Origin of the sequence: Nannocystis exedens (assembly GCF_002343915.1) — a bacterium.
Taxonomy (GTDB): Bacteria; Myxococcota_A; Polyangia; order Nannocystales; family Nannocystaceae; genus Nannocystis; species Nannocystis exedens.
Map to the genome: position 1 here is coordinate 10595959 of NZ_NETK01000001.1, position 13475 is coordinate 10609433.

General features: G+C 73.8%; 11 protein-coding genes. 5 read left to right on the forward strand and 6 right to left on the reverse strand.

Going from position 1 to position 13475, the window contains the following annotated elements:
• Positions 1-56: 56 nt before the first annotated feature.
• The 5 genes from NAEX_RS41305 to NAEX_RS41320 form a co-directional block, all read right to left on the reverse strand.
• A complete protein-coding gene (locus tag NAEX_RS41305; protein ID WP_096332957.1) occupies positions 57-587 on the reverse strand; it encodes a DUF3291 domain-containing protein in 531 nt (176 codons plus the stop codon).
• A 622-nt stretch (positions 588-1209) separates the two neighbouring features.
• Positions 1210-1371, reverse strand: a complete 162-nt coding sequence (locus NAEX_RS51530; protein WP_170136445.1) for a hypothetical protein — start codon at positions 1369-1371, stop codon at positions 1210-1212.
• 243 nt (positions 1372-1614) lie between these two features.
• Positions 1615-2628, reverse strand: coding sequence for a hypothetical protein (locus NAEX_RS41310; protein ID WP_096332958.1), 1014 nt, complete (start codon positions 2626-2628; stop codon positions 1615-1617).
• A gap of 8 nt (positions 2629-2636) precedes the next feature.
• Positions 2637-3902, reverse strand: a complete 1266-nt coding sequence (locus tag NAEX_RS41315) for a vitamin K epoxide reductase family protein (protein ID WP_170136446.1) — start codon at positions 3900-3902, stop codon at positions 2637-2639.
• Positions 3899-5626: a serine/threonine-protein kinase gene (locus NAEX_RS41320; protein WP_096332959.1), complete on the reverse strand. Its 1728-nt coding sequence runs from the start codon at positions 5624-5626 to the stop codon at positions 3899-3901. The genes NAEX_RS41315 and NAEX_RS41320 overlap by 4 nt, the downstream gene beginning before the upstream one ends.
• A gap of 643 nt (positions 5627-6269) precedes the next feature.
• Between NAEX_RS41320 and NAEX_RS41325 the strand changes: the two genes are divergently transcribed.
• From NAEX_RS41325 to NAEX_RS41350, 5 genes are all read left to right on the forward strand, one after another.
• Positions 6270-7151, forward strand: a complete 882-nt coding sequence (locus NAEX_RS41325; RefSeq protein ID WP_096332960.1) for a hypothetical protein — start codon at positions 6270-6272, stop codon at positions 7149-7151.
• 193 nt (positions 7152-7344) lie between these two features.
• Entirely contained in the window at positions 7345-7941 is a 597-nt protein-coding gene (locus tag NAEX_RS41330; RefSeq protein ID WP_143140673.1) for a hypothetical protein, read from the forward strand.
• 440 nt (positions 7942-8381) lie between these two features.
• The gene (uvsE, locus tag NAEX_RS41335; RefSeq protein WP_096332962.1) at positions 8382-9296 is read left to right on the forward strand and encodes a UV DNA damage repair endonuclease UvsE; all 915 of its coding nucleotides are present in this window, start codon (positions 8382-8384) and stop codon (positions 9294-9296) included.
• 431 nt (positions 9297-9727) lie between these two features.
• On the forward strand, positions 9728-11827 hold the full coding sequence (locus NAEX_RS41340; RefSeq protein WP_420814181.1) for a S9 family peptidase: 2100 nt from the start codon (positions 9728-9730) through the stop codon (positions 11825-11827).
• 202 nt (positions 11828-12029) lie between these two features.
• The gene (locus tag NAEX_RS41350; protein WP_143140672.1) at positions 12030-13076 is read left to right on the forward strand and encodes a hypothetical protein; all 1047 of its coding nucleotides are present in this window, start codon (positions 12030-12032) and stop codon (positions 13074-13076) included.
• 158 nt (positions 13077-13234) lie between these two features.
• Here the strand turns inward: NAEX_RS41350 and NAEX_RS41355 are convergent, their stop codons facing one another.
• Positions 13235-13456 (reverse strand): STAS domain-containing protein, encoded by a 222-nt coding sequence (locus tag NAEX_RS41355; RefSeq protein ID WP_096332966.1) that lies wholly within the window; start codon positions 13454-13456, stop codon positions 13235-13237.
• Positions 13457-13475: the final 19 nt, after the last annotated feature.

The following is a 13475-nucleotide window of genomic DNA, read 5'->3' on the forward strand; positions in this document are numbered from 1 at the left end:
GAAGTGCAATGTCCTCGAGGGCATGCTGCATGGGGCATGCTCTCGAGGACATGACTTCACTGGCGGAGCTCGTTCAGCCGCCGCCGCACGTCCTCCCAGGTCGGCGGCTGATCGGCCTCGGTCTCGCTCCAGTTGGTGGTCTCCCACCCCTGGGTGTGCTTGAGGCCGTTCTTGATCGCCTTGCTGTGGACGGTGCCGAACACGAACTTCATGCGCGCGGCGTCGTCGCGCCACAGCGAGATGGTGCGGGCGCTGCCGCAGCGCTCGGAGGTGGCGAAGGCGGCGCCGAGCAGGCCGTCGTGGGTGAAGAGGTCCATCATCGGCGGCTGGGTCTCGGCCGCCAGGGCGTCGGTCTGGTCCGGCGTGTGCCAGCCGACGGTGGTGGCGACCACGTGCGGCAGCGGCAGCGGGGCGATCAGCTTGCCGGTGTCGTCGAACGCGGGGCCCATGAAAGGGCTGATCTCGAGGTCGGACTCGTCGCACGCGGCCAGCTCGGCGATGGTCGGCTCGTCCTGCGGCGGGTCCTCGTTGGTGTCGCAGGCAGTTAGGAGCAGAGAGAGCGCATAGAAGGCGGTTCGGGGCTGCATGTCCGCCCTCAACACCGCGCGCGGCCGGAAGTGTCACCGCGGCGATCGCGAGGCCTGCAAACAGCGATGGGCGCGCCAGTCGCCTCGGGGGGCGCCGTTCGCAGCGCAGGGCGCGATCGTCCTCGCGGCTTCGCCGGCCGATGCGCACGCGCGTGAGCTCGTCGCCCGGGCGACGCGCGGCGGCGGTGATCCGCGGGCCGGACCCGGTCGGCGACAGGCCCGCTGCTCGTGAAGGAGAACGACTTGAGGCATGCGATCCGGACGACCTCGGCGGCGCTGGTCGAGCTGTTCTGGTCGCGGGGGATCGTCCGCGAGCTCGACCCGGGTGCCGGCCGGCACGTCGAGCGAACACCGCAGGGCGGGGAGCTCGGCCCGCTCCGTCGTGACCGCGGGCGGCTCGCAGGCGACCAGGAGCACCAGCGCTGCGAGAGGGAGCCGGGTCATCCGCCGGAGGATCCGCCCGCGGCCGGTCGCCGGGGGCGGGAGGTCCAGGTTTTACGAGAACATCACCGTCGGCGTCCGCTTCCGCCTTCGCGCGGCCGGGCGAGCGTGGGCGCGAGCGATGCAGCGCATGGCTCATGGGGCATGTCTGAAGCGCCAGGTCGGGAGACGCTCAGCTCCGTCAAGGGGCGGGATCCTCGCAGCAGGCGCAGGCTTCCAGCGCTCGGGACATGTCCCTTCGGACCTGCATGAAGTGCCAGATGCCGGCCGCGGCCGCGGCCACGGCCGTGGTCGCGGCCAGGGCGGCGGCGAGCAGCAGGCGGCGGGCGGTGGCGGGTCTCATCGCGCCTCCTGGATGCCGATGCAGGAGACGGGGACCGCGCGGGAGAGGGCGGGCTTCACCGCGCCTCCTTCGGGCGACGGGGAGCGCCCGGGACCACGCGGTGGATGGCGGGCGCCACCACGTCTTCTTGGTGTCGGCGCGCAGGATGGAGAGCAACCGGACTGCGCCGGGCCGTGGCGAGCGTCACTGCCTCCTCGAGGCGGGCGCTTGAGATCACCGCGGCCGCGCAGCAGGGAACGCGTCTCACCGCTTCTCCTTGGTCCCGGCGCAGGGGACGGGGATCACCAGGACCACGCGGTTGATGTCGCGCTCGAGCGTGCGGCGGTTCGGGATCGGCTCGCCGGCGCGGACGGCCGCGAAGGCGGCGGCGAGGTGCTCGCTGGCTTCGCGGGTGGTGGCGATCGGGGTCTGGGTGCCGGCGTAGTTGCGGACGAACGCCTCGAGCGCGACCGGGCGGTCGCTCGGGGCGCCCCAGCCGATCAGCATCGGGCCCTCGCCGCGCTCGCTCGGCTTGTCGCGGCCGAGGGCCTGGTCGATCAGCCGCTCGACGGCGTTGATCCGGCGCAGGGCCAGCGCGTGATCGTCGGTCGGGTTGCCGTCGGGGCTCGAGCGGCCGATGACGAACAACATCTTGGCCTCGCGCAGGGCCTTGGCGTGGCGCGCGAGCTCGCCGACCATGTGCGCCCGCGTGGCCGGATCGGGCCAGGGCTGGCGCGCGCGCGGCTCGCCGGAGGGGAAGTAGACGGCGAGCCGGTCGGGGAAGGCGGCCAGCAGCGAGTTCATCTCGTCGTCGTTGGCGAGCAGGGCCCGCCACTCGTCGGCGCTGCAGCCCTCGCCGCTCTCGACGCGGTCCTGCACGCTGGTGCGCCGCTGCAGGCACGCCTGCGTCAGCCGCGAGACGGCCGCCTCGACGGCAGGATCGCCGCAGGTCGGGGCCGGGGCCTCGGGCTCGCCGCGCGGGCGGCAGCGCAGGTCGGCGCCGCACTGCAGGCCGACGTCGCACGGGCAGTCGCGGCACTGCTCGCCGCGCTGCGCGACCTGGGGCTCCTCGCGCGGGGTACACCGGCCGTGGACGCACCAGTGGCCGTCGGGGCACTGCTCCTCGTCGGGGCGCCGCGGGTCGCACTGCTGCGCGTCGCTCGCGTCGTCGACGGCCGCGGTCGGCACGGAGACCACGGCCCAGGCCACGAACAGCACCATCGCCCAGACGCCGGCCGTCAGGGCGATCAAGGTCGCGGACACTCGATCGATCGCCATCGCAAGCATCACTTCGCGCCGGGGACCTCGACGAGCTTGAGGATCTTGCCCGCGCTGGTCGCCGGCATGGCCTCGTCGAGGTGCAGCTCGCCGTCGACGATCGGCACCACGAACGCCTGCGGCACGCCGACCCGGCCGCCGCGCGCCTTGACCCACGCCAGCAGGTAGCGCTGCTGGGCCGCCAGCGTCGCCGACGCCTCCTCGCCGTCGATGCAGGTGCGCAGCTTGCCGCCGGGGCCGAGCACCTCGGCGACCTCGCCGAGCGCCCGCTCGACCTTGTCGGTGGTGAACCGCGGCGCCTCGGTGTCCTGCAGGTCGAACAGGGCGGCCAGGCCGTCGAGGCCGCGCCCGGGGGCCAGCCGCTCGGCGCACAGGGCCGCCAACGCGCCGAGGCAGGCGTTGTTGCTGCGCGCCTCGCCGTGGGTCTGCGGCTTGCCGTCGGCGTCGACGAACTCGTGCGACGGCAAGTAGCGCTCGTCGCAGTTGGCCCGCGGGAACAGGTAGACCCACAGCTCGGCCCCGTGCGCGCGCAGGCGCGGCAGCGACTGCTGCAGGAAGTGCAGCTCGCGGCGGCACAGCGGGCAGGTCGGATCGACGAACAGCATCACCGCGGTCCGCGGGGCGTCGACGGTGGCCGCCAGGGTGACGGGCGGCGGATCGGGCGGCGGGGGCGGGCAGGTCACCGCGCGCGCCGCGAGCTGGTAGCCGAGCGCGGTCCCGCCGGTGGCGAGCGCCCAGATCAGCGCGGCCCGGGCGGCGCCGACGCGCGCCTGTCCTCCGGGGCAGATCGGGGCGGCGCCGCGGACCAGCAGGGCGCCGACGCACGCGACCGTCAAGGTGCCGTACAGCGCGACGCAGAACGGGCACATGTGCGCGAACTGGGTGAACGCGTACAGCCCGAGCAGCAGCGACACGGCGACCCCGAGGGCGCCGAGCGCCAGCAGCGCGGGCGCGGCGACCTCGGCCAGCGGCCCGCGCCGGCGCAGCACCGCGGCCGCGAGGAACATGGTCGTCACGACATGTCCGATCGACCACACGCCGAGCGGCAGCCCGAGCAGCTGCGACCAGCCGCTCGCCAGCGCCTCGGCGCAGGCCGGGCCGTCCTCGCCGCCGGGGCAGCCGCTGGCGTCGCACAGGTGGTCGGCGCCGAACTTGAGGCGCACCAGCCAGGCGCTGACGGCCAGGCCGACGAGGCCGGACGCGAGCGTCAACCACGCGCCGACGCGGATCCGCGGCGGGGGCGAGGCGGGCGTGGCGATCGTCGGCGCGGTCACTTGCCTCCCACGGGCAGCAGGTCGTCGGCCATGTCGTCCTCGGGCTGCGCCTTCTTCTTGGCGGGGGTCTTGCCGGACGGCGCCGGCTTGGCGGCGTCCTTGGCCCGGAACGTGTACGTCAGCTCGCCGCCGCCGTCGCTGGCGGGGAAGACCACGCCGTCGAGCTGGTCGGCGATGCACTGGCGGAACGACGCCGGGGTCGCCTGCACGTCGGCGACGGCGCCGTCGGGGGCGACCAGCAGGGTGAAGCGCAGGCGGTCGGCCCCGGGCGTGGCGCACACGCGCAGGTCGGTCAGCCGGCGATCGAGCTGGGCCTGGACCTTGCTGGCCGAGAACGGCCGCGCGGGCCCGGGAGCGGGCGGCGGGGTCGAGGTCGGGGCGGGCGCAGGGGCGGGCGCGGGGGCGGGCGCGGTGACGGGCGGGGGAGCGGCAGCGGCGACGTCGACCGGCGCCTCGATGCGCGCGGCCTCGATCGGCGCCGGCGCGGGCTCGGCCGGCGCTGCCCGGGTCTCGGGGGTCGCCACGGCCACGCGGGCCGGCTCGGTGCGGACCGCCGCCTCGCGCACGAGCAGCTGGTGCGTCGGCGCCGGGCGCACGGCGGCGACCGGGACCCGGCCCGAGCCGCCGCGACCCGGCTTGTCGGCCGGCGCCAGCGACCACGCGCCGCCGAACAGCGCCGCGGCGACCGCCGCCGCGATCGCGGCCTCGCGCCGCCAGCTCGGGCCGGCCGTCGACGCCGACCTCACCGTCGCCTCGCGCAGCGCCGAGCCGCTCGGCGGGACCGCCCGCGGCTCCGCGAGCGCCAGCCGCAGCGCCGCCGTGACCTCGTCGACCGAGCGGAACCGCCGCGCCGGGTCGCGCTCGAACGCCTGCATCACCGCGGCCTCGACGGTCACCGGCACCTGGCCGCGCACGTGGTCGTGCAGCGGCCGCGGCGGCTCGTGCATCTGCGCGTAGGTCATGTCGCCGGCGCTGCCGGGCTGCCACGGCAGGCGCCCGGTCATGAGCTTGTAGAGCGTCACGCCGAGGCCGTACACGTCGGTCGCCGGCGAGGCCCGCGACTCGCCCGCGAGCAGCTCCGGGGCGACGTAGCCGGGCGTGCCGAGCACCAGGCCGAGGCCGGTCTGTTCGCCGCTGGCGTCGAGGTCCTTGGCGATGCCGAAGTCGATCAGCTTGACGAAGTCCTCGCCGTGGTCGCCGCCCTCGACGAGGAAGCAGTTCGACGGCTTGACGTCGCGGTGGATGATGTTGCGGGCGTGCGCGGCCGCCAGCGCCTCGCACAGCTGGAGGCCGATCGTCGCGGCGCGCCGCCACGGCAGCGGGCCCTCGCGCGAGAGCACCTGGTCGAGGTCGCGGCCGCGCAGGAACTCCATCACGAAGTAGATCTCGTTCTCCGCCGTCGTGCCGACCAGGAACGCCCGCGGCACGTGGCGACTCTCGATCTCCGCCATCGTCCGCGCCTCGCGTTGACAGCGTCGGCCCATGTCGGGGTCGGCCGTGAAGCGGCGATCGAGGAACTTGACCGCGTACTCCATGCCCGACTGGCGGTCGACCGCGCGGTACACCGCCGCCATGCCGCCCTTGCCCAGCCGCTCCATGATCCGGTAGCGGTCTTCGAGGAGGACGCCCACGCGCGTGTCGGCCCGGGGCGGCGGGTGCATCGTCGAGGTGACGTGCGCCTCGGCCTGCTCCGCCTCGCCGAGCTCCTCCTGGGTGAACTTCACGACGCGAGGCTAGCCCCGGCGCCGTCGCCGGTAAAGTGGCCCGCCGGGCCGCCAGGCCGGCCCCTGCGCGTCCTCTCGGGCCCACCGGATCACCGGTTTTTTCGCCGTCGGGCGTGACTTTGCCGGCCTCTTCCGGTCGGGCGAGGGGACTGCCGCCGAGATGCCAGGACCGCCCGACGTGCGTCGCCCCCGACCGGTCGCGGCGACCCTGCTGATTCGCGCGCCAGCGCGCGACCGCCGCGGGACGGGCGAGGATCGGCCGCAGTGGTGGCAATGGCTGTCTGAAGAGACATGTCGAACGGGTCATGTCCTGAAGACCCGTTGATGCGTGATCCGGCCCTGGCGGGCGCGGAGGTGCTCGTGGGCGCGGACCCCGGATCGGCGAAGGCGAATTCGTGGGTACCTCCGCGGCGATCTCGAGGTGCCGGACCCGGTCCGCAGGCGGTGAGCCGAGCTCGCGGGCGAGGCCGTCGAATCGACGTTCCGCGGGGCATCGGGCGGCGGGAGCGGGGGACAGCCCTCGGGCGGACGCATGGCGACCGAGCCGAGCCGGAGCGCCCGGCCGGCCGGGCGCGCGGTCGGCCGACGGGCGCGTGGTCCGGCGGGCGGAAATCCGGGCGAGAAACGTCCTAGGATCGGCGGCATGATCCGCGCGGTCCTCCTCTTCAGTCTGCTGCTCGCCGCCTGCGGCGACGACTCCATCGCCACCACGGACGACGGCTCCGGCGGGAGCAGCTCGAGCACCACGACGACGGGACCGACGCCGACCACGAGCGACGGCGCCACCGCGACGACGACGACGTCGACGGGCAGCGACTCCGACGCCAGCAGCACCACGGTCGACCCGGTGACGACCGGCACGACGACGACGACCGGCTCGACCACGCAGGGCGTCGACACCAGCTCGTCGAGCGGCGAGGACACCTCGACCAGCGGCACGACGACGACGACGACCGGCACGACCGCCGAGGAGACGACGACGACGACGACGACGACCGGCGACACGACGACGACGACGACCGGCGACACGACGACGACCGGCGACACCACCGGCGACACCGGCGAGGTCGTCGGGCCGCCGGTGCCCGCGGGGGTATGTACGGCCGGCCAGCTGACGAGCTTCGTCGAGCCGATGGCGCAGGCCGAGGAGCTGCACGTGATCGGCGTGTATCAGGCGGCCGGCAATGCGATCACGGTCGACGTGACCCGCGCCGACGTGCCGCTGACCCTGGTGCTGTCGTCGTACGAGCCGGTCGCGTTCACGCTGAACCTCGGGCCCGGGGTGCTGCTCGAGCACGTGATCCTCAACGGCTACAACGCGCACACCGTGCAGGGCCAGGGCGCGGCGACGGTGACCGACGTGTCGGGCCAGTTCAACTTCTTCGCCGCGTGCGGCTACTTCTGGCCGGAGAACGACGGCGGCTGCGACACGCCGGGGCTGGTGGCCGGCGCCGAGGCGGCGACCGGGCTGAGCCTCACCTCGTTCGCGGGTTGTTACGAGGGCACCAGCTTCTCGCTCGATTGATCGACCGTACGCGGCGCCCGCCGATTCGGGCGGTGCTTGCGCGCGACGAGTCGAGCTGCGCTGATTCGCCGGCCTGCGGCCCTCGGCGCCCGCCGGTCGCGGCGAATCGTGGACGCGCCCGGCACAGCCCGGTTGCCGCGGCGACGCGATGTCGCATGCCTGCGCGCGAACCGACGACGCGAGAGACGAGATCATGACCGAGAAGACGACCGCGACCCTGACGACCTACATCACGGACATGCACGCGCTGGTGAATCACGGCCTGCGGGCCATCGACCGCCAGGCGCGCATGCTGACCGGCACGAGCCACCTGCAGGCGCTCGGCGCCGTGCAGGAGTTCCAGCGCACGCTCGAGGGCCACCTCAAGCTGCTCGACGCGCGCGCCGCGGCGCTCGGCGGCAAAGTCACCCAGCCGATCAAGGACGCCGTCACCACGGTCACGGGCTTCGTCGCCGGCCTCGTCAGCCGCGTGCGCCCCCTGAGCGCGTGCAAGGCGATCCGCGACGACTACACGTTCCTGTCGCTCGTCGCGGTCAGCTACCTCATGCTGTTCACCACCGCGAACGGCCTCGGCGACCGCGAGACGGCCGTGCTGGCCGAGCAGGGCTACCGCGACGCGGCCCGCCTGGTGATGCACATCGACCGGATCCTGCCGAGCCTGGTGGCGCAGGAGCTCCGCGAGGACAATCTGCCGGTCGCCGACCTCGAGCGCCAGAGCCGGACGATGCTGGCCCGCGCCTGGAAGCGCGAGGAGAGCGAGCTCGGCCTCGAGACCAACGCGACGGCGTGAGCGCCTGGCAGGTGGAACCGTCGCATTCGCCCGACGGCGGGTGCGGCGTGCGCGGCCGGAGGGGCTGGATCGTCCGGCGTGCTGCTCGTTCGCCGCGTATGGGCTGCTCGTTCGCCGCGTATGGGCTGCTCGTTCGCCGCGTATGGGCTGCTCGTTCGCCGCGTATGGGCTGCTCGTTCGCCGCGTATGGATTGATCCGCCGGCGTCGCCACCAGCCCTCGCGCGACGGCGCAGGTGCGGCGATTCGGGGTCGGCGGCACCAGCTCCGGGTCGCCGGCGTGACGCTCGGGACGCCACACCGATCGGGCGTCGCCGCCGGCCTCGGCCGCCGCTGTGCCCGCCGCGTGAATGCTCGCACCGCAGCGCGAGAGCGGCGAATCACGGGCGTCGGCCGCGGTGGCGCGATTGTGAATGGGGGCAGTACGGCGCATGCTGAACTCGTGCGACTAGGCCTCTGCTGCACCTTCCTCGACGAGCCGATCAAGTTCCGTCACGCGACCGCCCGGGTCGTCGGCGCCAAGCCGCGCCCGGCGCAGCGGCTGTACCTGGGCGAGATCGCGGTCGCGAACGCCGAGGCGCTGGCCGCGGCGGTGACCTGGTGCGCCGAGCATCGAATCGGCGCCTTCCGGATCTCCTCGCAATTGTTCCCGCTCGCGACGCACCCGGAGGTCGGCTACGCCCTCGAGGAGCTGCCGACGTGGAGCGGCGTGGAGCGGCGGCTCGCGGCCGTGCGCGAGCTGGCGCGGGCGAAGGACGTGCGCCTGAGCTTTCACCCCGATCAATTCGTGGTCCCCGGTTCGGCCTCGCCGGCGGTGGTCGAGAGCTCGCTCGCCGAGCTCGAGCACCACGGGCGCATGGCCGAGCTCGTCGGCGCCGAACAGATCACGCTGCACGGCGGCGGCGGCCAGCCCGACAAGGCGACCGCGCTCGCGCGGCTGGAGCGCGGCCTCGATCGCCTGTCGCCGCGAGCGCGCGAGCGGATCGCCCTCGAGAACGACGATCGCGTGTTCACCGTCGACGACCTCCTGCCCGTGTGCGCCCGCGCCGGGCTGCCGCTCGTCCACGACGTCCATCACCACCGCTGCTTGCCCGGCCGGATCGAGGTCGACGAGGCGATCGAGCTGGCGGCCGCGACCTGGGGGGCGCGCGAGCCGTGGGCCCACATCTCGAGCCCGAAGGGCGGCTGGGACAGCAAGCAGCCGCTCATCCACGACGACCACGTGCGCCCGAGCGACGTGCCGCGCGCGTGGCTGGGCCGCAGGATCACCGTCGACGTCGAGGCCAAGGCCAAGGAGCAGGCGGTGCTGCGGCTGGCGCGGTGGGTCGCCGCGCAGGCGCGACGCCAGGCGGCCTGAGCCGGTCGTACGTCGAGGGCGCCGAGGCTTCGGGCCGCGCTGCCGATGGCCGATGCGCTCGTCCCACCGCGCGACGCGATGCGACGTCGACCCGTGTCTGCGCTTCGGCGAGGTCCGCAGGCCCTCGAGCCGCAGCGCGATAACGCGCCGGCTCGCCCCGGCTGGTGACCGCTCACGGACTGCCGAAAAAAAGCTCGTCGTGCTCGTGTAGCGTCTCGTCTCTGCCCGACACTCGAGCGCGAGCGATGATTGAGCTGCGGATCCCCGACATCTTCACCTTGCTCGGCCGGCGCTCGCGCCGGCGCCCGATCGGCGGCGCGCCGGCGCCGGGCCTCACTTTCCATGCGGGGACCCGCGGCGTCGGGCGAGTCGTCGAGCCGACCGTTCCCATCGATCCCTCCGGGCGCCGCCGCGGCCGCGCTCCTCGGCGGATCGGAGGATCCCGATTCGCCGCCGGCGCGCTCGCGTGCGCCCTCGCGTGCGGCCCAAAGGCCGTGCCGCAGGTGCCGGAGGCGGGCTCGGGTTCGGCACCGGGCCCGGCGCCGGCGAGCGCGGCGGCGCAGGTCCAGGCCCGTCCGGACGCCACGCTCATCCCGCGCGCGGTGCTGTTCGGCAACCCGGAGCGCGAAGCGCCGGCGCTGAGCCCCGACGGCCAAAAGCTGCTGTATCTGGCGCCGGCGCAGGGGGTGCTCAACGTGTGGGTCGGCCCCGCCGATCGGCCCGACGAGGCCAGGCCGATCACGCAGGACACGCTGCGGGGCATCCGGTTCGCGCTGTGGAGCGCCAGCGGCGAGCGCGTGCTGTACCTGCAGGATCAGGGCGGCGACGAGAACTGGCGGCTGTATGCCGCCGATCCGGCGACCGCGAAGACGACCGAACTGACGCCGTATCCGAACGTGCGCGCGGTGCCCGTGCACCTCAGCGACCGCCGGCCGCACGAGGTCGCCGTCCTCATGAACGACCGCGACCCGGCGTGGAACGACCTCTACGCCGTCGACGTGCGGACCGGGAAGCGCCGGCTGATCCTCAAGAACGATCAGCGCCTCAGCGTGTTCGTCCTCGACGACGACTTCAAGCTGCGCTTCGCCATGCGGGCGACCGCCGACGGCGGCATGGAGATGCTCGCGCCGAAGGGCAAGCAGTGGCAGCAGGCGTTCGCGATCGGGATCGAGGACGAGCGGACCACCATGCCGCTCGGCATCGACGCCGCCGGCACCACGCTGTACCTCGAGGACAGCCGCGGGCGCGAGACGGCGGCGCTGGTCGCCCGCGACATCAAGACCGGCGAGGAGCAGGTGCTCGCCGAGCACCCGAAGGCCGGTTTCAGCGGCTGGATCGACGACCGCAAGACGCATCGCCCGCTGGCGGTCGCGTTCACGCACCTGCGCCAGGAGTGGCAGGCGATCGACAAGACGGTCGAGGCCGACCTGGCGGCGCTGCGGGCGGTCGCCGACGGCGAGCTCGCGGTGGTCAGCCAGTCGCGCGACGGCCGGCGTTGGGTGGTGCAGTACCGCGTCGACGACGGGCCCGCCCGCTATTACCTGTACGAGCGCAAGGACCGGCAGGCGAAGCTGCTGTTCACCGCCGACGCCGAGCTGGCGGCGCAGAAGCTGGCGAAGATGCGACCGGTGGTGATCCCCGCGCGTGACGGGCTCGAGCTGGTGTCGTACTACACGCTGCCGCTCGCGGCCGACCCGGACGGCGACGGCCTGCCGAACGCGCCGCTGCCGATGGTGCTGGTGGTGCATGGCGGGCCGTGGCACCGCGACCAGTGGGGCTTCGAGCCGCAGCATCAGTGGCTGGCGAGCCGCGGCTATGCGGTGCTGAGCGTCAACTTCCGCGGCTCGGCCGGGTTCACCAAGAGCTTCATCAACGCCGGCGACCACGAGATGGGCGGCAAGATGCACGACGACCTGCTCGACGCGGTCGCCTGGGCGGTCGACAAGAAGATCGCCGATCCCGCGCGGGTGGCGATCATGGGCGGGAGCTACGGCGGCTACGCGACGCTGGTCGGGCTGACGTTCACGCCGGAGACCTTCGCCTGCGGGGTCGACATCGTCGGCCCGTCGAACCTCGAGACGCTGCTGCAGTCGTTCCCGCCGTACTGGGTGGCGGTCGCGCTGCGCTTCTGGGCGCGCTGGGGCGACGTCAACACCGAGGAGGGGCGCAAGCTGCTGCGCGAGCGCTCGCCGCTGCACCGGGTCGACGCGATCCGGCGGCCGCTGCTGATCGGCCAGGGGGCCAACGATCCGCGGGTCAAGCAGCAGGAGTCGGACCAGATCGTCGCGGCGATGGAGGCCCGGCGCCTGCCGGTGACCTACGTGCTGTACCCGGACGAGGGCCACGGGTTCGCCCGGCCCGAGAACGACATCTCGTTCAACGCGGTCACGGAGGCGTTCCTGGCCCGCTGCCTCGGCGGGCCCTACCAGCCGATCGGCGACGACTTCAAGGGCGCCAGCCTGATCGTGAAGACCGGCGCGGAGCACGTGCCGGGGCTTCCGGAGGCGCTGCGGGCCGCCGGCAAGCCATGAGGCACGCCCCACGAAGTCTCGCCGGCGCTGGGGGGGCGCGGACGCGCGAATGGGCGCCCGCGCCCGCGCGGCGAGTTACCGAATCGGTGATCCGCGCGGGACGGCGACGGCGGCCCCGAGGCCCGCCGCGGCGAGCGGCCTCGACTGCAATTGCCGGGGTGAATGCGCCGACTCGCGCGGCCCCGGCTGATAGGCTGTCGCCATGACTTCACGCCGCCTCGTCTTCGCTTCACTGGTGATGGTAGGGTCGTTCGCCTGCGGCGGCGGCGACCCGGGGGACAACAGCGGCTCGAGCGATTCGGGCGGCGCGACGGAGACGACGACGTCGACGACGGCCATGACGACGACGTCGAGCACGGTCGGTTCGGAGTCCGAGGCGACCACGGCCTCGCCGACGAGCACGAGCACCTCGACGACCGAACCCGGCACCACGGAGGCGCCGACGAGCACGTCGACGACGACCACCGGCGATCCGTTCTTCTGCCCGGTCGACATGGACGGGTGCTGCGAGGTGGCGATCGAGGTCGAGGCCGACACGTTCTTCTCCGACGCGATCGGCGGGATCGTCGAGGGCTGCCCGCTGGTGGATTTTGCGCCGCCCGAGTTCACCGCGCTGCGATGCGAGCACTTCAGCTTCGGCGCGATCGCGGAGCTGCAGGTGTTCAACGACGACGGGGGCATCTCCGCGCCGGTGGTGGGGCGGAGCGTGATGGCGCTGAAGTTCCCGAGCGCGGACGGGACGCTGCTGCTCGCCGGCGAGCCGGTCCCGAATGAATGGATTCAGGCCGCTCACCTCGAGCTGTCGGCCGAGGTCGACTGGACCTTGTTCGACGACCTGCGATTTTCCGTCCACGGGCTCGGCGCCGACGCGATCTGGCAAGAGAGCCAGGACGAGGCGGCGACGGGGTGCGTCGACGGCCTGGCGTCGTTCGCCTGCCTCGGGTGCGGCAAGACCGTGGGCGGGGAGTGCGAGAGCCCCTGGACGGAGCCGCCGGGGACGTCGCCGCCGCTCGCGATCGTCGACGGGCTCCCGGACCAGGACGCGGGGCTGCTGCCGATCGACCTCGCGCCGCTGGGCGCGGCGAGCGAGTGGGTGCCGGAGATCGCCGGCGGGGTGGTCGTGGTCCCGAGCTCGTCGACGTTCATGGACCAGGCGTTCGTGGAGCACGTGCCGTACCCCGGCCTCCGCCTGCACGCGCGCGAGTCGGGGACGGCGCCGCGGCTGCGCTTGCGGCTGTGCCAGCCGTGACGCCGGGCGCGGCGCCGGCGTCGACGCTCCCGGCGCCGCGGCGGCGGTGAATCGGTGGCTGTCCGAAGGGACATGTCAATGGGTCTCTTCGGCCAGGTCATGAGGACGGCGCCCGGGCCGTCGTCCCAGGACGCGTCACGGCTCGGCGAGGGCGTCGATCACCGGCCCGGGGCTACCGCGGCGGGCCGCTGCGCCTCGCTGCGCGCGAGCAGGCAGCGGCGCAGGCCCTCGCGCAGGGTCGGCAGGCACTGCAGGTCGCGCGGGGCCTGGTCGAGGGTCGAGAGGGTCCGGGCGACGCCGGCGCTCACGCCGGTGACGACGGCGCGACAGTCGACGAGCTTGACGGCTCGCAGGCGCGCGCGGGATGTCCTCGAGAGCATGTCTGTGGGGACAGGCGCT